This window comes from Dyella kyungheensis, from assembly GCF_049913195.1.
GTDB lineage: Bacteria > Pseudomonadota > Gammaproteobacteria > Xanthomonadales > Rhodanobacteraceae > Dyella > Dyella kyungheensis.
On the sequence record NZ_CP183983.1, the window covers coordinates 734,193 to 757,527 of the forward strand.

Here is a 23,335-nt window from a genome sequence, read left to right on the forward strand (position 1 = left end):
CACCCTGGGGGCTGGCTGTCATGGCTCGGAAACGGAAATGTAATGTCCTGGATCTGAACCAATCGTTGGGGAATGGGCGTGGATCGCCTGTATGGCAACGCCTCGCGTGTCATCGGCGTGCACGCAAGCGGTAAAGAGTGCGGTATCCGGTCATGGGCCGGTCATACTGCGAAGGATTTGACGTGTGCAGGCGCAACAACGCACGCGACACTGCGGCAGAATGCTTAGATGACCGTCATCAACAGGCCCACCGAATCCCCGGCGCTGCGCGCGCTGATCGACGACCGCTACCGCGAGCTGATCGCGCGTTGCCGCCAGCAGGGCGTGCCCCTGCATGACGATGCCGGCGTCTCCGAACGCATCCGGCGCACCCTGCTGGCCAGCGATTTCGCCTTCGATACCTGGTTTCGCCAGCCGCAGCTGCTTGCGCCGCAAGGTCTTGAGCGTTTGCGCTCGGGCAGCGACGCCAGCGCACGCATCGAGGCGGTCAAGCTGTCCGACGACGAGCCGACCTGCCTTACCCAATTGCGACGCTTCCGTCACGCCGAGGCGCTGCGCCTGGTCTTCCGCGATGTGAACGGGCTGGACGAACTGCCCGAAACGCTCTCGGCCACCAGCGTGCTCTATGAGGTGTTGCTGGAGTCGTCGCTGAAGTGGTCCGAACGGGTGCTGGCCGAGCGTTACGGCCACAGCCGCAGCCACGATGGCGAGTTGCAGCGGATGGTGGTGGTGGGCTTCGGCAAGCTCGGCGGCAGCGAGCTGAATTTCTCCTCGGACATCGACCTGGTGCTCGCCTATCCGCACAGCGGGCAGAGCGACGGTGCGCGCACGCTCGACAACAGCGAATACTTCGTGCGCCTCGCGCGCCAGCTGGTGCGCCTGCTCAACGAGCCGACCGTGGACGGCATCTGTGCGCGCGTCGACCTGCGCCTGCGTCCGTTCGGCAACGCCGGCCGCCTGGCGTTGCCGTTCTCGGCGATGGAGCAGTACTACCAGAGCGAAGGCCGCGACTGGGAGCGCTACGCGTGGATCAAGGCGCGTCCGGTGGCCGGGGACCGCCACGAGGGCAAACAGCTGCAGGATCTGCTGCGGCCCTTCGTGTATCGGAAATATCTCGACTACACCGCGTTCGCCGGCCTGCGCGAGATGAAATCGCTAATCGACGCCGAAGTGGCGCGCAAGGATCTCGCCGACAATCTCAAGCTCGGCCCCGGCGGCATTCGCGAGATCGAATTCGTGGTGCAGCTGATGCAGTTGATCCGCGGCGGCCGCGAACCGTCCTTGCGCGTGCGCGGCCTGTTGCCGGCGCTCACGGCCTGCGAAGCGCGTGGCCACATCAGCGCCGCGCGTGCCCGCGAATTGCGCGAAGCGTACGTGTTCCTGCGCCGGGTGGAGAATCGCGTGCAGATGCTGCGCGATGCGCAGACGCACGACATTCCCGACGATGCGCTCAGCCGCGAACGCATCGCGCTCGGCCTCGGCCACGGGTCGTGGGAAGAACTGGAAGAACAGCTCGCCGGCCATCGCGCCAAGGTCAGCGAGGAGTTCGCCGAAGTGTTGATGCCGCAGGGCGGCCGCACCGCGACGGCGCCGGTGGCCGATGTGGCCTTGTGGCAACGCGCCTGCGCCGAATCGCTGGATGCCGGCGTGATGGAATCCTCCGGCTTCACGCCCGGCGCCGAAGCCGCCGAAACGCTGCAGAAACTCTCGCAGGCTGCCTCGGTACGCGCGATGTCGCAGCGTTCGCGCGAACAGCTCGACCGCCTGATGCCGCAGTTGCTCGCGGTGGCACGCAACAGCGTCGCCCCGGTGGGCTGTCTGCTGCGCCTGTGCCGGTTGGTGCAGGCCGTGGCGCGGCGATCGTCCTATCTCGCCCTGCTGGAAGAGCAGCCCGCCGCGCGCTTGCGCCTGGCGCGGCTGTTCGCCGAAAGCGCGTTCCTTGCCGAACGCGTGATTGCGCAGCCGCTGCTGCTCGACGACGTGCTCGATCCGCGCATCGATCAATTGCCGCTCAAGCGTGCGGACATCAGCGCGGAAATCACCCGCGTGCTGGCCACACTGGATGAACGCGAGGCGGAAGCCGAACTGGAACGCCTCAACGAATTCAAGGCGAGCGTGGCGTTTCGCCTGGGCCTGGCTTTCAGCGACGGACGCGCCGATGCCGTGGCCACGGCGCGTCGCCTGGCGGTGCTGGCCGAATCCATCGTGCTGGCGGTGATGGCGCTGGCCGAACGCGAACTCGCGGCGCAGCACGGCCGCCTGCCGGGTGCCGGTACCGGCTTCGCCGTATTGGGTTACGGCAGTCTCGGCGGCGAGGAATTGGGTTTCGCCTCCGATCTCGATCTGGTGTTCGTCTACGACGGCAAGCGCGCGCATGCGATGAGCGATGGCGCGCGCCCGCTGGAAGGTTCGCGCTGGTATCAGCGCCTGGCCCAGCGCGTGATGAACTGGCTCACCGTGCTCACGCGCGCCGGACGCCTGTACGAAGTGGATACGCGTCTGCGGCCCGACGGTTCGAAGGGCCTGCTGGTAAGCAGCCTCGATGCATTCGAGGCCTACCAGAAGAGCCGCGCCTGGACCTGGGAACATCAGGCCCTGCTGCGCGCCCGTCCGATCGCTGGCGATGCGGCGCTCCATGCGGATCTCGCGGCGGTGCGCCGCGAGGTGCTGGCGGTGCCGCGCGAGCGCGCCTCGGTCTTGCAGGAGGTCAGCAGCATGCGCCAGCGCTGGCGGGCGGAACGCGACCGCTCCGATGCGCAGCTGTTCGATCTCAAGCAGGGTCGCGGCGGTTTGCTGGACATCGAATTCGCGTTGCAGGGCCTGGTGCTGGCGCATGCGGCCGAACGTCCCGCGCTGCTCAACATCACCGCCAACGCCGGCTTGATCGAAGCCTGCCGCAACGCCGGTCTGCTCGATGGCAGGCAGGCCGGCGTATTCGCCGAAGCGCACGCCGAGTTGTTGCATCGCGCGCTCGCCTGCACGCTCGACCTGCGCTCGCGCATTGCGCCGCGCGATGGCGAACTTGATCGCCTCAGTGGGCAGGTACAGGACGTGACGGCGGAGCTGGGCTTGCTGTTCTGACGCGGGTCAGTGCGTTTCGTTCTGCCGCAGTACGATCAGGTCGCGCAAGGTGGCGGCGATGGTGTCCGTGACGCGCAACGGCGGCACCGGCGGCGTATCGCTGGCGTCCAGCGGATGCAGCAATCCGGCCGCACGAAGCGCAGCGTGAAAACGTGCGAGCTTGTCGGGCAGCGAACCCACCACGAAGGAATGCACGGGGCAACCCACGGCGCAGGCTTCGGACAGCATGTTGACCGAATCGGGTGTGACCACCAGTCGATCCGCCCAGCCCAGCACGCCGGGATAGGGATTGCCGCCATCGTCGTGGCCGGCCCACACCAGTCCGGGTACGTCGCCCAGGCCTTGCCGCATGCGCTCCACCAGGGCCGGTGGCGTGCGTCGCGAAGCCATCACCAGCAGGCTGCCGCCTTCCTGGCGGCGCTTTGCGTGCAGGCCGCTGATCAACTGGTCGATGTAATTTTCGTTGAAGGTGACGCCCTTGCGCGGACCACCCAGCAGCACGCCCACGCGCGGGCGCGGCAGGGCGGCGAAGGCGGGGTCGGCCTCACGGCCATCCTGCAGCCACGCCTCGTCGACGGGGTTGAGCGAGCCCAGCGGGCGGATCACGTTGCGGCCGGTCAGCAGGTCGTGCTGTGGCGCGATCACGGTGTCCCAGTGGGCAGGATTCACCCGTGGGTCGAGAATCTGCACCGTGTAGCACGCGCCTCGGCTCAACCGGCGAAGCAGGCGCGTGTAGAGCGCGGCAGATCGGCCGCAGCCGATGGCCACGGCGGGCCAGGGTGCGGCGAACTGCCGGCGTTGGGTGAGGTCCAGGGCCAGCCGCGCGCCCAGCGTGAAACGAGGGGCCAGCCAGGACCAGGGCGCCCGGGGTTCGAGCTGCAGGTGGCGCACCGGCATGCCCAGCAATTCGGCCAGCGCCAGGGCCTGGCGCTGGTTGCCGGGGGCGCCGTCGGTGATCACCCAGCAGTCGCCGCGCGGCTTCAACATAGGTGCGATGCCCGCCGCATTGTTTCCCCGGACGGTACAGTTCGTTCCATTAGCCTGGGTCCTGTTTGACTGCGACCACCCTTACACTTGAGGTCGTTGCGCCGCTGTTGGCGCGCCATGCCCACAGGATACCCATGAGCGAGATGCTTTCCGAGGCCGCCCTCGACCAATTGTTTCGCACGGCACGTACGTACAACGCGTGGCTGCCGAAAGAAGTGACCGATGAGCAGCTTCATGCGATGTATGAGCTCGCCAAGTTCGGCCCGACCAGCGCCAACTCCTCGCCGATGCGCGTGGTGTTCGTGAAGTCCAAGGAAGCCAAGGAAACGCTGGCGCCGTTCCTCTCGGACAACAACCGCGCCAAGACGCTCGCCGCGCCGGTCACCGCCATCGTGGGCACCGACCACGCGTTCTACGACAAGCTGCCGCAACTGTTTCCGCACGCCGATGCACGCAGCTGGTTCGTCGGCAATCAGCCGCTGATCGACACCACCGCCTTCCGCAACAGCTCGCTGCAGGGCGCCTACCTGATGCTGGCCGCCCGTACCGTGGGTCTGGATTGCGGTCCGATGTCCGGCTTCGACAATGCCGGCGTGGACAACGCGTTCTTCGCGGGCACCACGGTGAAATCCAACTTCCTGGTCAACCTCGGCTATGGCGACGCCAGCCGCGACCTGTTCCCGCGCAGCCCGCGCCTCTCGTTCGAAGAAGCTTGCCGGATCGCCTGAGGCCTTCATCGGCTTCGGTCCGACCACCCCCAACCCAATGGAGATTCAACCCATGCGTGCACTTCGTTACCTCCTTCTTGCCGGCCTCGTCAGCGCTGCCGTGACCGCCCAGGCCGCCCCGGTGACGTACAAGCTGGACCCCGGTCACACCATGGTCCTGTTCAGCTGGAACCACTTCGGCTTCTCCAACCCCACCGCCAACCTCGGCCTGGGCGAAGGCACCCTGGTGTTCGACGAGAAGGACGCCTCCAAGTCGTCCGTCAACGTCACCCTGCCGCTGGCCGACCTCGACACGCACGTGAGCGCGCTCGACGAGCACCTGAAGAAGCCGGACTTCTTCGACGCCGACAAGTACCCGACCGTCACCTTCAAGAGCACCAAGGTGCAGGCTGCTGGCGGCAACAAGTACAAGGTCACGGGTGACCTCACCGTGCACGGCGTGACCAAGCCGGTGACGCTGGATGCCACGCTCAACAAGAGCGGCGACCATCCGATGACCAAGACGCCGACGGTGGGCTTCGACGCCACCGCCACGCTGAAGCGTTCCGACTTCGGCATGGGCGCTTACGTGCCGAACGTGAGCGACGAGATCAAGGTGCGCATCACCACCGAGGCCTCGGTACCGAAGGCCGACGGCGCGAAGTAAGCCCAACGCTGGGCATGAGGAGGGCCCGCGCCTCACGGTGCGGGCCTTTTTCTTTGGCTGTCGGCGTCGGCCCACGACGGTGTTCTCGAAGCCCGGGTTTCGCGCCAGCGGCATCGCGATATCGGGTCGGCCTGCTACCATCTGCGGTCCGGTGTACTGATGGAGTTTGACCTCATGTCGCGTTCCCCTGCGGCTGCCCCGCTGATCCCCGCGAATGCCGAAAATCGTTACGAAGTGACGCGCTCGGACCTTCCGCTGTCCTGTCCGATGCCCGGCATGGCGCTGTGGAACTCCCATCCGAAGGTCTATTTGCCGATCGTCGAGGACGGTGGCGAGTCCACATGTCCTTATTGCGGCGCGCATTACGTGCTCCGTGACTGATTCGAGCCTCGAAAGTTACAGCTGAAACTATCTTGCGCGCTGGTTTCGGCACGATTGCTGCTTGCCTCTAGGAATGAAGGCACCTTTCGAACAAATCATGTCAGCAGTCGCCACACCAGCGCGGTCTCTGACCGTGGTTCAGCTGATCCCCGCCCTGCAATCGGGCGGGGCGGAGCGGTCTGCGCTGGAGATTGCCCGTGCCTTGGTTCAAGCCGGCCACCAGTCCGTGGTGATTTCGGCCGGTGGCCGCATGGTGTCCCAGCTGGAAGCCGAAGGTAGCCGCCACATCACGCTGGATATCGGCCGCAAGTCGCTCGGCACCTTCATGAAGGTGGGTGCGCTGCGCAAGCTGCTTCGCGAGCTGAAGCCCGACATCGTGCATGCCCGTTCGCGCCTGCCGGCCTGGCTGGGCTGGTGGGCCATCAAGGGCATGAAGCCGGCCCCGCATTTCGTGACCACCGTGCACGGGCTCAATTCGCCCGGCCGCTACAGCGCCATCCTGCTGCGCGGCGAGCGCGTGATTGCGGTCTCGCAGACGCTGCGCGATTTCATGCTCAGCCATTACTCGTGGCTGGAACCGGGGCGCGTGAGGGTGATTCCGCGCGGCATCGACCCGGATGCGTTTCCCTACGGCCATCGCCCGGACGACAACTGGCAGAAGGCATTCTTCGCCGAGTTCCCGGCCCTGGCCGGCGCCCCGCTGCTGACCCTGCCCGGGCGCGGCACGCGCCTGAAGGGCCATCACGACGCCATCGAACTGGTGGCCGAACTGAAGCGTCGCGGCATCGACGTTCGCCTGCTGCTGCTGGGCGTGATCGAACCCGGTCGCGAAGCCTACCTGGAAGAGCTGCGCCATCTGGTCCGCACGCGCGGGCTGGAGCAGCAGGTGGTGATGACGCCGCCGCGCTCCGATGTGCGCGACATCTACGCCATCTCCTCGCTGGTGCTGCAGTTGTCGAACAAGCCCGAATCGTTCGGCCGCACGGTGATCGAGGCGCTGTCGCTGTGCCGCCCGGTGCTGGGTTATGCCCACGGCGGCGTGGGCGAACTGTTGGCCGAGCTCTATCCTGCCGGCCGCGTGCCGCCAGCCGATCGGGAGCGTCTGGTGGAACGTGCGGCCGAGCTGCTGCGCGTGGCGCCGCCCATTCCCATGCTGCAGAACTATCGCCTCACCGACATGCAGCAGGCCACCCTGGCCTTGTACGACGAGCTGATCACCGCCTGACGCCGGCGGGTTCGAAGTCTCGCATCGGTATCCAGACTCCCTCACCGTCATTCCGGCGCAGGCCGGAATCCAGGAGACCCTGTGCCAAGTTTTCGCGCAGACGCCAAGAGCGGTGTTACTTGTCGCGAGAACCGCGACATGCAACAGGCCACCCTGGCCTTGTACGATGAGCTGATCACCGCCTGACGCCGGCGGGTTCGAAGTCTCGCATCGGTATCCAGACTCCCTCACCGTCATTCCGGCGCAGGCCGGAATCCAGGAGACCCTGTGCCAAGTTTTCGCGCAGACGCCAAGAGCGGTGTTACTTGTCGCGAGAACCGCACATGATCGCCACTGGATTCCGGCCTGCGCCGGAATGACGGCGACGGGGAATGGGTTCTTGGGCGAGCTTTTGCGCAGACCTCAAGCACCCCGCCCATCGCGGCGGCTCACTACAATGCGCGCATCCTCCTTGCTGATCGACGCATGAGCCCTATCGCTGCATCCCTTAAGGCCGCCCTGCGTTCCCCACTGCTGCCGTTCTGGCTGGTGATCGGGCTGTTGCCGTTCGGACGCAGCGCCGAGCTGGGAACGTTGCTGTGCCTGATCGGCACCGTGCTGCTGTTCATGCGTCATCCCTCAGCGCTGCGCGAGCACCCGGGCGCTCGCCTGCTGCTTTGGCTGCTGGCGGCTTATACGGGCGCGGCGCTGATCTCCTCGGTCGACTCGATGGCCCCCGGCAAGAGCTGGGGCACGGTAGCGTCGCTGCTGCGCTACGTGCCTTTGGGTCTCTATGCCTGCTTTGCCATCCGCAGGGAGGACAAGCTGCAGGCGTTGTACCTGGCTATGGCAGTGGTGCTGGCGTTCTGGGCGCTGGATGCGTGGGCCCAGATCCTCACCGGCTGGAGCCTGGCGGGGCACGCCGAGCCGGAGCGCATCACGGGCATCTTCGGCGCGACCAATCCGAAGCTGGGGCCCAGTCTTGCCGTGCTGTCGCCGTTCGCGTTGTGGGCGGCGCAACGTCGCTGGGGCACCAAGGGGGTGCTGCTGGCGTTCGTGTTCCTGTTGGGCCCGGTGCTGATGTCCGGCTCGCGCGCGTCGTGGCTTTGCTATGCGCTGGTGGCGCTCGCCTTCGCCTGGCGCATCGCCCGGTCGCCGCTGCGTTTCGCCGCCGTGGCGGGCGGGCTGGGCGTGGCGCTATTGCTGGCGGGTGGCCTTGCCTGGAAAACCTCCGAGCGTTTTCAGCTGCGCATGGACCGCACGCTGCATGCATTGAGCGGTCCGCAACAGTCGCTGGATACCGCCCTGACCGGACGGCTGGATATCTGGCGTACCAGCGTGGCGATGTTCGAAGCCCATCCGGTCAATGGCGTCGGCGTGCGCGCCTACCGCTACGCCTATCCGCGTTTTGCTCCGCCCAACGATCACTTCGTGGTGTCGGACGAGGCCTGCGGCGTGGGCGAGGGCGCTTGCCACGCCCATCAGTGGGTGCTGGAAGTGCTGACCGAAACCGGCCTGTTGGGCTTGCTGTGCTGGCTGGCCGCCATCGTGCTGGCGCTGGCGGCCTGGCGTCGCGTGGGCGCTGGCGCGCGCGAGCGCGCTTTCCCGGCAACGCTTGCGCTGGGCGTGATGCTGTTTCCCCTCAACACGCATCTGGCCTTCTATTCGGCCTGGTGGGGTTTGCTGTTCGCCTGGTTGCTGGGCCTGTGGTGTGCAGCGCTCTACGCGTATCCCTCGCAGGGAGAAGCCGCATGACGCGCGAGCCGCTGTCGGTCGTAGTGATCACCTTCAACAACGCGGACACGCTCGATGCCTGCCTCAACCAGGTCGACTGGGCCGAGGAAATCGTGGTGCTCGATTCGGGTTCCACCGACGATACCGTGGAGATCGCGCGCAGGCATGGCGCGCGCATCGCGGTGCACCCCTTCGACGACTACGGTCCGCAGAAGCAGCGCGCCTACGACATGGCCAGCCACGACTGGATCCTCAACCTCGACGCCGACGAAATCCTCTCGCCCGGCACCCGCGAAGAAATCGAGCGGGCGCTGGAGCAGCCGGCGCACGCCGGCTTTCGCCTGCCGCGCCGCGAACGCATGTTCTGGACGGTGCAGCACCGTTGGAGCTGGCGCAACGGCCATCTGCGCCTGTTCGACCGCCGTCGCGGCGGCATGAACGATGTCGAGGTCCACTCGGCCGTGGAAGTGCGCGGCCCGGTGAAAACGCTATGGCGTGCGGATTTCGTCAACGATGGCGACGGCGACATTGCCACGCGCGTCGAGAAGATCAATCGCTATACCACCGGCATGGTGGCCTACAAGCTGCGCACGCGGCAGCGCTTTACCGGCCTGCGCATGGTGCTCTATCCGCCGGTGTTCTTTCTGCGCCAGTACATCGGCAAGCGCTACTTTCTCAACGGCTGGGCCGGTTTCATCGCCAGCGTGACCGGTGCGTTCTACGCGTTTCTCAAATACGCCAAGTTGCACGAAGCGCGCGAACGGGCGGCACGCGAGTCACGCGCGGAGCGGCACTAGTCGCCCGGTCATCAGGCGGCCTGCGACAGCGGCAGCGCGTGTTCGCGCAACATCGCCAGCAGACGAGCGCAAGCTTCGCGCCGCAGCAGCTCGCGTCGGCGGAAGGCGGAACGATGCTTGCTCTCGACCTGCGATTCGCTGCGCTCGGGCTCGTGGACCGGCAGCGCGAAGAAACCGTCCGGCTGCAGCACGCCCTGGCATTCTTCCCAGAAGCTGTCGTAGTCGGCCTTGATCTTGTCGGCCTCGCCGGCAAACGGATGCGCCAGATTGCTGACGCCGCGGATGCGCGTGGCGCCCGTGAACGAGCCGAAGGCGAGCAGCAGCGAATGCAGCAGGTTCTTCGGTCGCAGGCCGTAGCACTGCTTGGTCAGTTCGCGCACGGCTTCGCGTCCCAACTCGGGCGCGGCGCCCTGCAGGCAGCCGATCAGCAGGGTGCGTCCTTCGTCGGCAATGCTGAAGATGGTGGACGACAACACCTGGCCGTGCGTGTTGGCAAGGCATAGCGCCAGTTCGCCTTCGCGGCTGCGACCCGTCGGCCGGCGCAGTTCCAGCTGCAGTTCGCTGCCGTCCTTCAAGGGCAGTGCGCCCAGCACATGGCGGCCGTCCAGATAAATCGCATCGACCATCGCCGCCGGCAAATGCTGGAACACGAAGCGGTAGTGCGCGCTCACGATGGCCATGCGCTCGGCGCGGCCCACGCGCCGATTGATGTAGTGATGATGCCAACGCTCATGCAAGCGCGGATCCTGCGCCAGGATCGACACCAGTCGCGGCGAACCGTACAGCTCGCTCAGCCACGCGGACTGTCGTCGCGCCATGCGGATGCTACGGGCGATGTACTTCAGTGCGGCGGCGAGACGCTTTGAGGACGAGCCACGCCAGTCGCGGCGTTGGCGCAGCGAGCGCAGAAACAGCCGGAATGTCATTGTGGGCGGATAAGTGGGGGAGGATGCGAGCGCTGTTTTACCTGCCCAGACTGTCATCTATCTGTCAGGCAATGCGACGGCTTTATGCAAGCTATCAGTAGACCGGCGCGCTGCCTGTAGGACGTGTCTTAAAACGCTTGTGCACCCACAGATACTGCTCCGGCGCAGCGCGCACCATGTCTTCGATGGACACATTGACGCGGGCCGTATCGTCCAGCACATCCTTGCTGGGAAATGAATCGAGCGGCGCGCCGAGCTTCAGCGCATAGCCCGCATCGCCAGGAAGGCGGCGATGGTAGAAGGGAATCACCAGTGCTCCGGACATCCTCGCAAGATGATGCGTTGCCGTGATGGTGGCCGCCGGCACGCCGAAGAACGGCACGAACACATTGTCCTTGCTGCGCATGTCCTGGTCGGGCGCATACCAGAGCGTGCCGCCGTTGCGCAGGTGTTTGACCGTGCCGCGGATATCGTCCTTCTCGAACATCGCCTCGGCGTAATCCAGGCGCGCGCGCAACACGGCGAATTCGAACACCGCCGAATCCATGCGTCGATACATGCCGGAAATGCGGATGCGCTGGGAGACCAGCCGCGCGCACAACTCCAGGTGCGAGAAGTGGCCGCCCACCAGCAGCACGCCCTTGCCCTGCGCGCGTGCCGCTTCCAGATGCTCGAGACCTTCGATGCTGACGGGCACGTTCGCGATGGCGCGTTCGCTGCCCATCCAGCCGAGGGCGAACTCCGCCATCATCAGGCCGATGTCGCGCAGGTGCGCATCGACCAGCTTGGCCTGCTCCTGCTTGGACAGCTCGGGAAAGCACAGCGCGATATTCACTTCGGCCACATGCCGACGCGGCGACGGCACGCGCTGGATCAGCCAGCCCAGTCCGCGCCCGAACGCCATCAGGCCTTTGCGCGGCAGGTGGGCGACCAGCCAGATCACCCCGGCACCCAGCCAGGCGGGCCAGTGCGTGGGAGCGAGCAGGGAGCGGGAGAAGGTGGGACGGGGCATGCCGGGCATCGTTCGCATTGTAGGGAACTGGCCAAAACGAGGCGAGCCGCAAGAGCAGGGGCCTGCGTGTCCGAGCCGATATACTGGCGCGCCGAATCCCTAGGGTTTCCCGTTGCGCTATCTCTACACCCTGGCCATGTACCTGGTGACGCCGCTGATCGTGCTGCGGCTGATGGCGCGTGGCGTGCGCTATGGCGATTACCACAAGCGCTGGCGCGAGCGGTTCGGTTTCTTCGAAGCCTCGGGCGTCACCGGCAGTCTTTGGGTGCACGCCGTATCGGTGGGCGAGGTCAATGCCGCCGAGCCGCTGATCAAGGCCTTGCAGGCCGACTATCCGAACGCCCCGCTGGTCGTGACCACGGTGACGCCGACGGGTTCGGAGCGGGTGCGCCAGCTGTTCGGCGACAGCGTCTTCCACGTCTACCTGCCGTACGATCTGCCGTTCTCGGTGTCGCGCTTCCTCAAGCGGGTACGCCCCCGCCTGGCCATCATCGTGGAAACCGAGATCTGGCCGAATCTCTACCGTGCCTGCCGGCGCCGCAGCATTCCGCTGATGATCGTCAACGCCCGCCTTTCCGAGCGCTCGTTGCGCGGCTACAAGCCGCTGGGCAACCTGGTGGCGCAGGCGATGCGCTGCGTCTACCAGATCGCCGCCCAATCGCTGACCGATGCATCGCGCTACCGCGCGCTGGGCGCCGATCCCGACAAGATCGTGGTCGCCGGCAACATGAAGTTCGACATGCCGGTGCCCTACGATGCCGAACGCAAGGGTGAAGAGCTGCGCCAGCAATGGGGGCGCCTGCGTCCCGTGTGGATCGCCGGCAGCACGCACGAGGGCGAGGAATTGCCCGTGCTCGAGGCCCACCTCGAAGTGCTCACGCGCTGGCCCGATGCCTTGCTGCTGATCGCGCCGCGCCACCCCGAACGCTTCAAGCTGGTGGAAAATTCAGCGCGAAGCCTGGGTTTCACGGTGGGCTCGCGCAGTGCCGACCGGGTGCCGTCGGCGGCTCATCAGGTGTTCGTGATCGATGCGATGGGCGAGTTGATGCCGTTCTATGCGGCCTCCGATCTTGCCTTCGTGGGCGGCAGCCTGGTGCCGATCGGCGGCCACAACGTGCTGGAACCGGCGGCGCTCTCCACGCCCGTGCTGGTGGGGCCGCACACCTTCAACTTCGAGGAAATCACGCTCACCCTGATCCGCGAAGGCGGCGCCTCGCGCGTGCACAGTGCTGAGGAGCTCGGCCCCATCGTGCTCCAGTTGTTGCGCGATCTGCCGCAGCGCCGGCGCATGGGCGATGCGGCGCGCATCGTGTTCGACAGCGAACGCGGCGCGGTGAAGCGCGTGATGGGCATGATCGACGACCTGCTGCAGGAATAGCCGTCCAAACGCTACAGGGGCGCCGAATGCAACAAGGCCGGGACATGCCCGGCCTTGTCGTTTCTGGCGTATGCGATGCGTGTTACTGCAGCATCGAGTTGACCATTTCAACGTCCTTCACGTCGATCGAGCCCGCCGACTGCTTCAGCTGCAGCTGATCGAGCACCAGCTGGTGGCGCGATTGCGAGTAGCTGCTCTCGGCCTGGGTCAGCGTCTGAATCGCGTTGAGCACGTTCAACATGGTCTGCGTACCCACGTCGAAGCCGGCTCGGGTCGCTTCGAGCGCCTTCTGGCCGGAATCTACCGAGGCCTTGTTCGCTTCCACCTGGCTGATGCCGGCGGCGACCGAGCGGTAGAAGTTCAGCGTGTCGCGAACCACCTGGCGGCGCGTCGATTCCAGCGAATCCTGGGCTTCATCGCGCTGATAGATCGACTGGCGCACGCGGGACTGCGTGGCGCCACCGGAGAAGATCGGCACGTTGACCGACAAGCCCACCGTGGTGCCGTACTGGCCGTTGCCGCGAATTTGCGCTGCACTGGCCTGTTCGAACCAGCTCGTGCTCTTGCCGCGGGTGACCGAGGCGTTGATCGTCGGCAGGTGGCCGGCGCGGGCGGCGTCGATGTCGTGCTCGGCGGCCTGCACGTTGTACTGGCTGGCGTGGATGCTGGCGTTGGACTGCAGCGCGGCCTGTACCCAGGCATCCGGGTCGGCCGGGTTGGGCGGCGTCAGCGGCAGGTCTTCGCGCAGCTTCTTCAGATCGCCCACCGGCTTGCCGGTGATCTGCGTGAGGGCTTCCTTGGCGTCGTTGAGCGTGTTCTGCGCGGCGACGGTCTGTGCCTTGGCCAGTTCGTACTCGGACTTGGCCTGGTACACGTCGGTCACGGCGGACAGGCCCACCTTGAAGCGCTGGTCCGCCTGATCGTAGGCCTGCTTGAAGGAGTCCTCGCTGGCCTTGGCGAATATCAGCGCGTCCTGGCTGGTCAGCACGCCGAAATACGCCGTGGTGACGCGCACGTAGAGGTTCTGCGCGGCGGCGTCATAGGTCGCATCCTGCGAACGGGCGGCCGAGCGTGCAGCGGCCAGATTGGCCCACTGGCTCAGATCCAGCACGGTCTGGTTCAACGTGGCCGACAACGAGCGCGTGCGCGTATGGCCGAGATCCGGATTGTTGACCGTGGTATTGGCGATATTGCTGCCCGTCGACTGCTGTTGCAGGCCATAGCTGCCATTGATCTGAGGCAGCATCAACGCACGCGCCTGGGCGACGCCTTCACCGGTGGCCAGGCGGGTGGCTTCCGCCTGCGACAGCACCGGGTCGTTGGCGCGGGCTTCTCGGTATGCATCCAGCAAGTCCTCGCTGTGACCGGCCAGCGGGAACGCCGACAGGGCCAGGGCAAGGGTCAGAAGCTTCAAGCGCATGGGTTGCCTCATGTATGGGGAAATAGGTCAGAAAACGAAGCGGCGCGGCGGCTCGGCGTGCTTCAGATACGGCAGGTCGGTTTCGAACAGCGACTCTTCGCGATAGCGGCCATTGCCCTCGTGGGTGAGCAGGAGCACGTGCTGCACCGGCGATTCGCCGCGCACCACCAGCAGGCGGCCGCCGGGCTTGAGCCAGCCCAGCAGGCGCTGCGGAACCTGGTACACCGCGCCGGTGACAACCAGTGCGTCGAACAAGCCCTTCGGCTGCCAGCCATTCACCGCTTCGCCGACTTCCAGCGTCACGTTGTCGATGCCCGCGCCAGCCAGTCGCTCGCCCGCGGTGGCGACGAAATCAGCGTGGATGTCCAGGCTGGTGACGTGTGCCGACAGCTTGGCCAGGCAGGCGGTGAGGAAACCCGAACCCGTGCCGATTTCCAGCACCTGGTCGGTCGGGGTGAGTTCCAGTGCCTGCAGCACGCGGCCCTCGACCACCGGCTTCATCATCACTTCGCCATGGCCCAGTGGCAGGCACAGGTCGGCAAACGCCAGCTTGCGATGCTCCGGGGCAACGAAGTCCTCGCGGCGCACGCTGCCCAGCACGTCGAGCACGCGGGCATCCAGCACCTCCCAGGGGCGCACCTGGTTTTCCACCATGTTCAGTCGCGCCTGTTCGAAGTTCATCGCCATCTTGCTTGGTCCTAATGCGAATCGGGAAAAAGGCTAAAAAGGATAAGCGCTTAGCCTTCTTCCGACAATGTGCAAAGCCTGCGGGTTCGTACCAACGGCACGAAGTGCCGGAAGTCATCGCGCTTGGTTGACGGAAGTCATGCGCAGCGCGGTGTCCGCGGACACTTCGCTGCAAAATGCTCAGGCACTGCGCCTATGGTTCCCCGTGCGTGCAACCACCGGCTGACCGGGAAGTCGCGTGAGTGCATCTTGCATGGCCTGATGCAAGGTGGCGTCAAGGCGCTGGACAAGCAGCTCCGGCGACATGCTACCGCGGCTCTGCGCGGCCACCTCCAGCCAGGCCAGCCAACGGGCGATGCGGCTACGTTCCGTCGCGTCCAGGCCCGATAGGGCAGCGCGGGCGACGAACGCCGCCCGGCGGGCGCCTGCGCGGCCCTGCTCGAGCCAGGAGGCGAGCGCCCGCTGGGCGAGTCGATACGCCGGGCTGAGCGAAAGTTCTGCGATAGTGGTGGTCATAGGGGAAGCCGTGTATCTTGGCCATGGAAAATAACTAAACCGCCGCGTATACTAAACGGGCGTTATCCATTTGTGAAGCCATTTGTGAAGGTATAGCCATGAGCACGATCCCGCAGACCAAGCCTCAGGGGCCCGGCCGTCCCAAGGATATGGAAAAGCGCGCGGCGATCCTGGAGGCCGCCAAAGGCCTGTTCATCCGCAATGCCTTTGCCGGAACCAGCATGGATGCGGTGGCGGCAGAGGCTGGCGTATCCAAGCTCACCGTCTACAGCCATTTCGGCGACAAGGACAACCTGTTCCGCGAGGTCATTCGCGCGCGCATCCAGGACCTGATCCCCGAAGACACCTACCACTACGATCCGGCCGAGGACATCCGCGGCATCCTGGAGCGCATTGCCCTCCACCATGTGCGGCTCGACTGCGACGTGCAGAACGTGGGCACCTTCCGCGCCATCCTCAGCGACTGCCGCCAGGGCAATCCCCGCTACGGCAAGCTGCTCTGGGAAGAAGGTCCCGATCGCACCAATGGCCTGATGAAACGCCTGCTACAACAGGCGGTTGACGACCACAAGCTGGACATCGCCAACGTCTCCCGCGCCGCTGGCCAGTTCATCTCGCTGATCAAGGGCGAGATGCTCTTGCGCCGCATGTTCGGCTGCGAAGAGTGCGCCCAGTCCTACGCCGCGGAGCTGGAGCAGACCGCCCGCGACGGCGTGGACATGTTCCTGCGCGCCTACCTCCCGCGCTGATTGACGCCCGTTCCGGGCTTCCCGGAGGCCGTCGCACTCGCGGCCTCCCGCGCTTCGTGCTCAAATAGCGGCTTGAGGCGGGGGTGCCGGCAACAAGTCGGCTGAGAGAGTCCCTTCGAACCTGATGCGGCTAGTACCGCTGTAGGGAGCTTCGCCGCATGCCGTAAGGGCATTGCGTCCGGCGCCGTCCGCTTTTGTTGATATGCGATTGTTTTCGCAAAGACCCGCGCACCCTCATGTGCGGACTTCTCACAAAAGCCCAGTCCCCTCGGGGACCGCTGTAACCCCGGACGGACAGAAGCCGATGAATGCCCTCCCCAACGATCTCGCGCGCGCCGCGCAGGAACTCTCCGAAGCCGTGACGCGCCCCATCCCGGGCTCGCGCAAGATCCATGTGCAGGGCAGCCGCCCGGACATCCAGGTGCCGCTGCGCGAAATCTGCCAGGCGCAGACGCCGACGCTGTTCGGTGGCGAAGAGAATCCGCCGATTACCGTCTACGACACCTCGGGCCCGTACACCGACCCCGACTACAAGGTGGACCTGGCCACCGGCCTGCCGGCGTTGCGCGCGGGCTGGATCGCCGAGCGCGGCGATACCGAGCAGTTGACCGGCCTCAGCTCCGCCTTTGGCCGCCAGCGCGCCGCCGACCCCAAGCTCGACGCCTTTCGCTTCACTGCCACGCGCGCGCCGCATCGCGCCAAGGCCGGCGCCAACGTCACCCAGATGCACTACGCGCGCCAGGGCATCGTGACGCCTGAAATGGAATACATCGCGATCCGCGAAAACCAGCGCATCGAAGCGCTGCAGGGCAGCGCGCTGCGCACCCAGCATCCGGGCGAGTCGTTCGGTGCCGCGCTGCCCAAGCTGATCACGCCGGAATTCGTGCGCGACGAAGTGGCCCGCGGCCGCGCCATCATCCCGGCCAACATCAACCACCCGGAAGCGGAGCCGATGATCATCGGCCGCAACTTCCTCACCAAGATCAACGCGAACATCGGCAATTCCGCCGTGTCTTCCGGCATCGCCGAAGAAGTGGAGAAGCTGGTGTGGTCGATCCGCTGGGGCGGCGACACGGTGATGGACCTGTCGACCGGCAAGCACATCCATGAAACGCGCGAGTGGATCATCCGCAATTCGCCGGTGCCGATCGGCACGGTGCCGATCTACCAGGCGCTGGAGAAGGTCAACGGCGTGGCCGAGGACCTCACCTGGGAAATCTTCCGCGACACGCTGATCGAGCAGGCGGAGCAGGGCGTCGACTACTTCACCATCCATGCCGGCGTGCTGTTGCGCTTCGTGCCGCTGACCGCCAAACGCGTCACCGGCATCGTCTCGCGCGGCGGTTCGATCATGGCCAAGTGGTGCCTCGCGCATCACAAGGAAAACTTCCTCTACACGCACTTCGAAGACATCTGCGAGATCATGAAGGCGTACGACGTGTCCTTCAGTCTCGGCGACGGCCTGCGTCCGGGCTGCATTGCCGACGCCAACGACGCCGCGCAGTTCGGTGAGCTCGATACGCTCGGCGAGCTGACCCAGATCGCCTGGAAGCACCACGTGCAGGTGATGATCGAAGGCCCCGGCCACGTGCCCATGCAGCTCATCAAGGAGAACATGGAGCGTCAGCTGGAGAAGTGCCACGAGGCGCCGTTCTACACGCTGGGGCCACTGACCACCGATATCGCGCCCGGCTACGACCACATCACCAGCGCGATCGGCGCGGCGATGATCGGCTGGTTCGGCACCGCCATGCTCTGCTATGTCACGCCGAAGGAACACCTCGGCCTGCCGAACAAGCAGGATGTGCGCGACGGCATCATCGCGTACAAGATTGCCGCCCATGCAGCGGATCTTGCCAAGGGCCATCCCGGTGCGCAGGTGCGCGACAACGCGCTGTCGAAGGCGCGCTTCGAGTTCCGTTGGGAAGATCAGTTCAACCTCGGCCTCGATCCGGAAAAGGCCAAGGAATTCCACGACGAGACGATGCCGAAGGACGCGCACAAGAGCGCCCACTTCTGCTCGATGTGCGGTCCGAAATTCTGCTCGATGAAGATCACCCAGGACGTGCGCGATTACGCCGCCGAGCACGGCACCGGGGAAGAATCCGCGCTGCAGGAAGGCATGGCGGAGAAGTCGGCCGAGTTCCGCCAGCAGGGTTCCGAGGTTTATCACAAGGCTTGATGCCTAAGCGTCCCGGTGGCATCCGCCAACGGGACGCTTGCGATCCCCTTGTGGGAGCGCACTTGTGCGCGACAAACCGACGGAGCGGAACGCTGATCCGCCGCGGTCGCGCACAAGTGCGCTCCCACAGTGGTTTCGTGCGCTGGATCGATATCGACTCGCAGCGCTTTTTTCACCAGCGTTTCGCGCACGCAGACCTACGGTGCAAGGCATTGCCCAGCCAGCCCTAGGGAGCGCAGCCAATGGCATCGTCCAAGCCTTTCGTCACCGATATCGAAAATATCCGCAAGCGCGCGCGCGAACACATCGACAAGGGCGCGATCACCGCCGGTTACAGCGCGGATCGCGAGACGGTGATCAAGCTGCTCAATGAAGCGCTCGCCACCGAGATCGTCTGCGTGCTGCGCTACAAGTATCACTACTACATGGCCAAGGGCATCCACGCCAAGAGCGTGGCCGCCGAGTTCCTCGAGCACGCCACCGAGGAACAGGTTCACGCCGACCGCATCGCCGAGCGCATCACCCAGCTCGATGGCACGCCGAATTTCTCGCCCGAAGGCCTGGCCTCGCGCAGTCATGCCGACTACGTGGAAGGCGACGATCTGGTCGACATGATCAAGGAAGACCTCGTCGCCGAGCGCATCGCCATCGACAGCTATCGCGAGATCATCAACTTCATCGGCGCGTCCGACTCCACCACGCGCCGGATGATGGAAGAAATCCTCGCGATGGAAGAAGAGCACGCGGAGGATCTTGCGACGCTGCTGGACAACCTGGGCAAGAAAGGCGAGCCCGCCAAGGCCCGGCCGGAGCGCGGGCGCGCCACCAAGCATTGATCACGTCATCCCGCGGCGGCGCTTGCGCGTTGGAAACCCATATCGCCACCAGGAGACGCGCCATGCCGACAACGGACAACGCCCGCCAGGGACATGTGATTCTCAGTGCCGTGCTCGCCACGCTCGCCTTGGGCGTGTTGCTGGCCAGCGCCGTGATGGGCTGGTGGGTGCATGGCGCCGATGCTGCCGGGATGACCGGACAGTCCACGCAGATCGTCGACCTTGGCGCGTCGCACGGCTGAGAGCCGCGCAAAAAAAACGCCGCGTCGGAGGGCGGCGTCTTGGCTCTTGCGAACAGCGATCAGGCCTTCTGGTCAGCCTGGTAGCGCTTGATGCCGGCGTCGATCTCGGCCTTGGCCTCGTCGGCGCCGACCCATCCTTCGATCTTCACCCACTTGCCCTTCTCCAGATCCTTGTAGTGCTCGAAGAAGTGGCCGATGCGCTCCAGCCAGTGGCCGGACACCGCCTTGATGTCCTTGATGTGCGCGTAGCCGGCGAAGATCTTGTCGACCGGCACCACCACCAGCTTCTCGTCGCTGCCGGCTTCGTCGGTCATCTTCAGCATGCCGACCGGATGGCAGCGGATCACCGAGCCCGGCACCAGCGGCAGCGGCAGGATCACCAGCGCGTCCAGCGGATCGCCGTCGCCGCCCAGCGTGCCCGGCACATAGCCGTAGTTGCAGGGATAGCGCATCGGCGTGGACAGGATGCGGTCCACGAAGATCGCGCCGCTTGCCTTGTCCACCTCGTACTTGACGGGCTCGGCATCCTTGGGGATTTCGATGATGACGTTGATTTCGTCCGGAACCTTGCGGCCGGCGGGTACGAGGTGCAGACCCATGAGCGTGTCCTTGAGGCTAGTCAAATGCAAAGACCTGAAAGGATACGGCAAAAGATGGGTGCATCGCAGCATGAGGCGGTGCTGCGCCCGGTTGCAGTTCAGCCTGAGACCGGCCTGAAAGAGGGGTTCAAGCCTGGTACGGGCGCTCGCGTAACCACTTGGTGGCGATCCATTTTTCGCCCTTGAGCACGGGCAGGCCCGCGTGCAGCGAGGACTCGTCGCCGCTGTCGTAGGCGAAATAGACGGCCGAACCGCGCATGGCGGTGACGGTGAGGCCGATGCGCGGGAAGGCCGTGCCGCCGCCTTCCTCGGGTGTATTGAGATACATCACCACGCTGGCGATGCGCTGGCCGCCACGTGCCGTGACCGCGGAATAGCCGGGTTGATCGGGATTGAACCAGTCGAAGTGCGGCTCGTATTCCTGGCCTGCCTGGTAATGCAGGATCTGCAGGCCCTCACCATGATTGACCGGAATGGCGAGCAGATTCGCGATGCGCTGCTCGATGCGCTGCACCAGCGGCGTTTCGCCGATGGTAAAGAACATGCCCTGGCTGGTGCGGCGCTCATCGGTCTGGTGGCGGCCGTCGACATCCACGGTGAGCGAGCGCGCGAGGCGCGGTGTCGCTTCGGCCACCAGGTCGTCGCATTCCTGCAGGGTGAGCAGGTTCTCCAACACGCGCACCACCGGCAGGTCGGTGCTCACCGCGACGCGCACCGGATGACCGTCGACGGTCTCCACGGGCGCCTGGGGATGGCGTGTGCGCAAACCCACCACCTTGGCCTTGGAAGCAGCCATGACCGTGGCAAGCGGCAGATTCAATACGCGCGCGACGATCTGGCGGCTCTGTTCACCGCCGTAGCCGGCATCCTTCAGCATCTTCAGCAGGTCGCTGAGGCTGCAGCCGGAGCGGCTGGTGGAAACAATCCATTCGCGCAGTTCGGGACGAATCGTGTGCTGGTTCATGCGATTGAAAAAGGTGCGCCGGCTCAGGCCGGCGCACCATGTTACGCAAGCGGGCCGCTTACTTCACGTGATCCCACAGGTACGTGTAGCCCAGCGCGCTCATGAAGGCCGCCTGCTTGTTGTCCGCCGCCGCGCCGTGGCCACCTTCGATGTTCTCGTAGAAGCTGGTGTGGTAACCGAGCGACTCGAGCTTGGCGGTCATCTTGCGGGCGTGCACCGGACCCACGCGGTCGTCGCGCGTCGAGGTGGTGAACAGCACGGGCGGATATTTCTGGCCCGCCCTGGCGTTGTAGTACGGCGAAAACGTCTTGATCCAGGCCCATTCCTGCGGCTTGTCCGGATCGCCGTATTCGGCCATCCACGACGCGCCGGCCGACAGATGGGTGTAGCGCTGCATGTCGAGCAAGGCCACCTGGCTGACGATGGCGCCATAGAACTGCGGATACAGCGTGAGCATGTTGCCCATCAACAGGCCGCCGTTGCTGCCGCCCATCGCGCCCAGGTGCTGGGGTGACGTGACCTTGCGGGCGATCAGGTCCTGCGATACCGCTGCGAAGTCCTCGTAGGCACGCAGGCGATCCGCCTTGAGCGCGGCCTTGTGCCAGCGCGGTCCGTATTCGCCGCCGCCACGGATGTTCGCGATCACATAGACGCCGCCCTTCTCCAGCCATGCGCGTCCCACGCTGCCGCTGTAGGCGGGCTGCAGGGAGACCTCGAAGCCGCCGTAGCCGTATTGCAGGGTGGGGTTGCTGCCGTCGGCCTTGAGGTTCTTCGGCGCGATCTCGAAGTAGGGCACGCGGGTGCCGTCCTTGGAGGTGGCGAAGTGCTGGCTCACGTCGAACTTCGAAGCGTCGAAGAAGCTGGGGCTGTGCTTGATCGCTTGCCCTTCGCCCTGGTTCAACACGCCGTAGTACAACGTGGTGGGCTGCAGGAAGCCGGTGACGGTGAGGAAGTAGGCGTCGCTGCTGTCGTCATCCACGCCGCCGGCGGCGATGGTGGAGAGCGCAGGCGCGCCACCCAGCGGGGCGCGTGTCCACTCGCCCGGTCCGGGCGTGAGCACCTCGAGCCGGTTCACCACGTTGTCCATCACGTTGAGGATCAGGTGGTGGCGCGTCCACGAATACGCATCCAGCGCGGTGGTGTCGGACGGCGTGAACAGCACGGTGATCTCGCGCTTGCCCGCCATGTAATCGTCGAACTTCGCGGCGAGCAGCGAGCCCGATTTATAGGTCTTGCCACCCACGCTCCAGTCGCTGCGGGGTTCGATCAGCAGCCATTCGCGATGCGCATCGACGTTGGCGTCGTCGGGCACATCGATCTTGGTCAGCTTGCCGTCCTTGCCACGTACAAAGGTCTGGCTGTCGTAGAAGGCGATCTGCAGGAACACGAAATCGCGCTCGAAACCCGGCGTGTTGTCGCGCACCGCGGAGACCGACATGTCGTCGTCCTTGGCTTCATACACGACGGTCGCGCTTGTCAGCGGCGTGCCGCGCTTCCATTCCTTGACGATGCGCGGATAGCTCGACTTGGTCATCGAGCCGGGGCCGAAGTCGGTGGCGACGTAGACGTGGTCGGTGTCCTTCCAGTTCATCACGCTCTTGGCTTCCGGCAAATCGAAGCCGTCTTTCACGAACTGCTTGCTGGTGAGGTCGAATTCGCGCATCACGCTGGCATCGGCGCCACCGCGCGACAGCGCCACCAGGCAGCGCTGGTACGCCGGCTTCAGGCAATCGGCGCCGTGCCAGACCCAGTTTTCCTTTTCCGATGCGGACAGCGCATCAAGGTCGATCACCGTTTCCCACGTGGGCGTGTCCTTGCGGTACTCATCCAGCGTGGTGCGGCGCCACAGGCCCTTGGGGTGTTCCTTGTCGCGCCAGAAGTTGTAGAAGTGGTCGCCGATCTTGCTGACCATCGGGATGCGCGCGTTGGAGTCGAGCACTTCCAGCAGTCGCGCATCGAGTTGCTTGAACTCGGCGTTGTCGGCGTAGGTCTTCACCGTTTCGGCGTTCTGCTGCTTGACCCAGTCAAGCTGCTTGGGACCGTCGATGGTTTCCAGCCAGAGGTTGGGATCCTTGGCGGTGGGGGTGATGGTGTTGGCTGCGTGCGTCATGCCGCTTAGTGTGAGGCCCAGTGCGAGTGTCAGCCAGAGTGATGTCTTGGTTGTCATGGGTACCTTCCTTGTAGAACGAAACCCTCTGTTGATCTGAGGAGAGGGTGTTTGCGCGTGTCTCGAATGGAGTGTCGAGCGATGGACTGAGGCGGGCGT

General features: G+C 65.3%; 21 protein-coding genes and 1 riboswitch. Of the genes, 12 read left to right on the plus strand and 9 right to left on the minus strand.

Annotated features, from left to right (window positions below; translation table 11 throughout):
* Positions 1-228 precede the first annotated feature (228 nt).
* Positions 229-3,081, plus strand: coding sequence for a bifunctional [glutamate--ammonia ligase]-adenylyl-L-tyrosine phosphorylase/[glutamate--ammonia-ligase] adenylyltransferase (gene glnE / locus ACN9MB_RS03050; RefSeq protein ID WP_426270744.1), 2,853 nt, complete (start codon positions 229-231; stop codon positions 3,079-3,081).
* A gap of 6 nt (positions 3,082-3,087) precedes the next feature.
* On the opposite strand, the gene ACN9MB_RS03055 is transcribed toward glnE, so the two are convergent.
* Positions 3,088-4,068, minus strand: a complete 981-nt coding sequence (locus ACN9MB_RS03055; protein ID WP_426270745.1) for a mitochondrial fission ELM1 family protein — start codon at positions 4,066-4,068, stop codon at positions 3,088-3,090.
* Positions 4,069-4,202: 134 nt separating this feature from the next.
* Here ACN9MB_RS03055 and ACN9MB_RS03060 point away from each other — a divergent pair, with 134 nt between their 5' ends.
* The 6 genes from ACN9MB_RS03060 (at position 4,203) to ACN9MB_RS03085 (ending at position 9,558) form a co-directional block, all read left to right on the plus strand.
* The gene (locus ACN9MB_RS03060) at positions 4,203-4,796 is read left to right on the plus strand and encodes a malonic semialdehyde reductase (RefSeq protein ID WP_426270746.1); all 594 of its coding nucleotides are present in this window, start codon (positions 4,203-4,205) and stop codon (positions 4,794-4,796) included.
* A gap of 52 nt (positions 4,797-4,848) precedes the next feature.
* Positions 4,849-5,442 (plus strand): YceI family protein, encoded by a 594-nt coding sequence (locus ACN9MB_RS03065; protein WP_204636678.1) that lies wholly within the window; start codon positions 4,849-4,851, stop codon positions 5,440-5,442.
* Between the two features lie 159 nt (positions 5,443-5,601).
* A complete protein-coding gene (locus ACN9MB_RS03070) occupies positions 5,602-5,823 on the plus strand; it encodes a zinc-finger domain-containing protein (protein WP_426270747.1) in 222 nt (73 codons plus the stop codon).
* 97 nt (positions 5,824-5,920) lie between these two features.
* Entirely contained in the window at positions 5,921-7,048 is a 1,128-nt protein-coding gene (locus ACN9MB_RS03075; RefSeq protein WP_204636677.1) for a glycosyltransferase, read from the plus strand.
* 465 nt (positions 7,049-7,513) lie between these two features.
* The gene (locus ACN9MB_RS03080; protein ID WP_426270748.1) at positions 7,514-8,782 is read left to right on the plus strand and encodes an O-antigen ligase family protein; all 1,269 of its coding nucleotides are present in this window, start codon (positions 7,514-7,516) and stop codon (positions 8,780-8,782) included.
* Positions 8,779-9,558, plus strand: coding sequence for a glycosyltransferase family 2 protein (locus ACN9MB_RS03085; RefSeq protein ID WP_426270749.1), 780 nt, complete (start codon positions 8,779-8,781; stop codon positions 9,556-9,558). Before ACN9MB_RS03080 ends, ACN9MB_RS03085 begins: the two co-directional genes overlap by 4 nt.
* An 11-nt stretch (positions 9,559-9,569) precedes the next feature.
* On the opposite strand, the gene ACN9MB_RS03090 is transcribed toward ACN9MB_RS03085, so the two are convergent.
* Together ACN9MB_RS03090 and lpxL are read right to left on the minus strand one after the other, a co-directional pair.
* Entirely contained in the window at positions 9,570-10,484 is a 915-nt protein-coding gene (locus ACN9MB_RS03090) for a VirK/YbjX family protein (protein WP_426270750.1), read from the minus strand.
* 94 nt (positions 10,485-10,578) lie between these two features.
* Positions 10,579-11,505, minus strand: a complete 927-nt coding sequence (lpxL, locus tag ACN9MB_RS03095; RefSeq protein WP_426270752.1) for an LpxL/LpxP family Kdo(2)-lipid IV(A) lauroyl/palmitoleoyl acyltransferase — start codon at positions 11,503-11,505, stop codon at positions 10,579-10,581.
* A gap of 103 nt (positions 11,506-11,608) precedes the next feature.
* On the opposite strand from lpxL, the gene waaA reads away from it, so the two are divergent.
* The gene (gene waaA / locus ACN9MB_RS03100) at positions 11,609-12,874 is read left to right on the plus strand and encodes a lipid IV(A) 3-deoxy-D-manno-octulosonic acid transferase (protein WP_204636672.1); all 1,266 of its coding nucleotides are present in this window, start codon (positions 11,609-11,611) and stop codon (positions 12,872-12,874) included.
* 82 nt (positions 12,875-12,956) lie between these two features.
* Here waaA and ACN9MB_RS03105 read toward each other — a convergent pair whose 3' ends face one another.
* The 3 genes from ACN9MB_RS03105 to ACN9MB_RS03115 all read right to left on the minus strand — a co-directional run bounded on the left by ACN9MB_RS03105 (position 12,957) and on the right by ACN9MB_RS03115 (position 15,497).
* A complete protein-coding gene (locus tag ACN9MB_RS03105) occupies positions 12,957-14,294 on the minus strand; it encodes a TolC family outer membrane protein (protein WP_204636671.1) in 1,338 nt (445 codons plus the stop codon).
* 27 nt (positions 14,295-14,321) lie between these two features.
* Positions 14,322-14,981 (minus strand): protein-L-isoaspartate O-methyltransferase family protein, encoded by a 660-nt coding sequence (locus ACN9MB_RS03110; RefSeq protein ID WP_426270753.1) that lies wholly within the window; start codon positions 14,979-14,981, stop codon positions 14,322-14,324.
* A 180-nt stretch (positions 14,982-15,161) separates the two neighbouring features.
* Positions 15,162-15,497 carry a hypothetical protein gene (locus ACN9MB_RS03115; protein WP_204636669.1) on the minus strand — a complete coding sequence of 112 codons (336 nt, stop codon included), beginning with the start codon at positions 15,495-15,497 and terminating at the stop codon, positions 15,162-15,164.
* A gap of 98 nt (positions 15,498-15,595) precedes the next feature.
* On the opposite strand from ACN9MB_RS03115, the gene ACN9MB_RS03120 reads away from it, so the two are divergent.
* The 4 genes from ACN9MB_RS03120 (at position 15,596) to ACN9MB_RS03135 (ending at position 19,506) form a co-directional block, all read left to right on the plus strand.
* Positions 15,596-16,246 (plus strand): TetR/AcrR family transcriptional regulator, encoded by a 651-nt coding sequence (locus ACN9MB_RS03120; RefSeq protein ID WP_204636668.1) that lies wholly within the window; start codon positions 15,596-15,598, stop codon positions 16,244-16,246.
* A 69-nt stretch (positions 16,247-16,315) separates the two neighbouring features.
* A riboswitch (TPP riboswitch) is annotated at positions 16,316-16,411 on the plus strand.
* Between the two features lie 139 nt (positions 16,412-16,550).
* On the plus strand, positions 16,551-18,428 hold the full coding sequence (gene thiC, locus ACN9MB_RS03125) for a phosphomethylpyrimidine synthase ThiC (protein WP_426270755.1): 1,878 nt from the start codon (positions 16,551-16,553) through the stop codon (positions 18,426-18,428).
* A gap of 242 nt (positions 18,429-18,670) precedes the next feature.
* Entirely contained in the window at positions 18,671-19,264 is a 594-nt protein-coding gene (locus ACN9MB_RS03130) for a ferritin-like domain-containing protein (protein ID WP_204636666.1), read from the plus strand.
* A gap of 62 nt (positions 19,265-19,326) precedes the next feature.
* Positions 19,327-19,506 carry a hypothetical protein gene (locus ACN9MB_RS03135; protein WP_426270756.1) on the plus strand — a complete coding sequence of 60 codons (180 nt, stop codon included), beginning with the start codon at positions 19,327-19,329 and terminating at the stop codon, positions 19,504-19,506.
* 59 nt (positions 19,507-19,565) lie between these two features.
* On the opposite strand, the gene ppa is transcribed toward ACN9MB_RS03135, so the two are convergent.
* The 3 genes from ppa to ACN9MB_RS03150 all read right to left on the minus strand — a co-directional run bounded on the left by ppa (position 19,566) and on the right by ACN9MB_RS03150 (position 23,236).
* Entirely contained in the window at positions 19,566-20,105 is a 540-nt protein-coding gene (gene ppa / locus ACN9MB_RS03140; RefSeq protein ID WP_204636664.1) for an inorganic diphosphatase, read from the minus strand.
* A 127-nt stretch (positions 20,106-20,232) separates the two neighbouring features.
* Positions 20,233-21,069: a 2OG-Fe(II) oxygenase gene (locus ACN9MB_RS03145; RefSeq protein ID WP_204636663.1), complete on the minus strand. Its 837-nt coding sequence runs from the start codon at positions 21,067-21,069 to the stop codon at positions 20,233-20,235.
* Between the two features lie 58 nt (positions 21,070-21,127).
* Complete coding sequence (locus ACN9MB_RS03150) at positions 21,128-23,236, minus strand: prolyl oligopeptidase family serine peptidase (RefSeq protein WP_426270757.1); 2,109 nt, start codon at positions 23,234-23,236, stop codon at positions 21,128-21,130.
* Positions 23,237-23,335: the final 99 nt, after the last annotated feature.

Excerpts from the sequence above, each read along its gene's own strand:
- ACN9MB_RS03135 (WP_426270756.1), top strand. The coding sequence starts at position 19,327 with ATGCCGACAACGGACAACGCCCGCCAGGGACATGTGATTCTCAGTGCC.
- ppa (WP_204636664.1), bottom strand. The coding sequence starts at position 20,105 with ATGGGTCTGCACCTCGTACCCGCCGGCCGCAAGGTTCCGGACGAAATC.
- ACN9MB_RS03145 (WP_204636663.1), bottom strand. The coding sequence starts at position 21,069 with ATGAACCAGCACACGATTCGTCCCGAACTGCGCGAATGGATTGTTTCC.
- thiC (WP_426270755.1), top strand. The coding sequence starts at position 16,551 with ATGAATGCCCTCCCCAACGATCTCGCGCGCGCCGCGCAGGAACTCTCC.
- ACN9MB_RS03070 (WP_426270747.1), top strand. The coding sequence starts at position 5,602 with ATGGAGTTTGACCTCATGTCGCGTTCCCCTGCGGCTGCCCCGCTGATC.
- ACN9MB_RS03075 (WP_204636677.1), top strand. The coding sequence starts at position 5,921 with ATGTCAGCAGTCGCCACACCAGCGCGGTCTCTGACCGTGGTTCAGCTG.
- ACN9MB_RS03065 (WP_204636678.1), top strand. The coding sequence starts at position 4,849 with ATGCGTGCACTTCGTTACCTCCTTCTTGCCGGCCTCGTCAGCGCTGCC.
- ACN9MB_RS03055 (WP_426270745.1), bottom strand. The coding sequence starts at position 4,068 with ATGTTGAAGCCGCGCGGCGACTGCTGGGTGATCACCGACGGCGCCCCC.
- ACN9MB_RS03130 (WP_204636666.1), top strand. The coding sequence starts at position 18,671 with ATGGCATCGTCCAAGCCTTTCGTCACCGATATCGAAAATATCCGCAAG.
- ACN9MB_RS03110 (WP_426270753.1), bottom strand. The coding sequence starts at position 14,981 with ATGGCGATGAACTTCGAACAGGCGCGACTGAACATGGTGGAAAACCAG.
- ACN9MB_RS03150 (WP_426270757.1), bottom strand. The coding sequence starts at position 23,236 with ATGACAACCAAGACATCACTCTGGCTGACACTCGCACTGGGCCTCACA.
- ACN9MB_RS03060 (WP_426270746.1), top strand. The coding sequence starts at position 4,203 with ATGAGCGAGATGCTTTCCGAGGCCGCCCTCGACCAATTGTTTCGCACG.
- lpxL (WP_426270752.1), bottom strand. The coding sequence starts at position 11,505 with ATGCCCGGCATGCCCCGTCCCACCTTCTCCCGCTCCCTGCTCGCTCCC.
- ACN9MB_RS03115 (WP_204636669.1), bottom strand. The coding sequence starts at position 15,497 with ATGACCACCACTATCGCAGAACTTTCGCTCAGCCCGGCGTATCGACTC.
- ACN9MB_RS03105 (WP_204636671.1), bottom strand. The coding sequence starts at position 14,294 with ATGCGCTTGAAGCTTCTGACCCTTGCCCTGGCCCTGTCGGCGTTCCCG.
- ACN9MB_RS03085 (WP_426270749.1), top strand. The coding sequence starts at position 8,779 with ATGACGCGCGAGCCGCTGTCGGTCGTAGTGATCACCTTCAACAACGCG.
- ACN9MB_RS03080 (WP_426270748.1), top strand. The coding sequence starts at position 7,514 with ATGAGCCCTATCGCTGCATCCCTTAAGGCCGCCCTGCGTTCCCCACTG.
- ACN9MB_RS03090 (WP_426270750.1), bottom strand. The coding sequence starts at position 10,484 with ATGACATTCCGGCTGTTTCTGCGCTCGCTGCGCCAACGCCGCGACTGG.
- glnE (WP_426270744.1), top strand. The coding sequence starts at position 229 with ATGACCGTCATCAACAGGCCCACCGAATCCCCGGCGCTGCGCGCGCTG.
- ACN9MB_RS03120 (WP_204636668.1), top strand. The coding sequence starts at position 15,596 with ATGAGCACGATCCCGCAGACCAAGCCTCAGGGGCCCGGCCGTCCCAAG.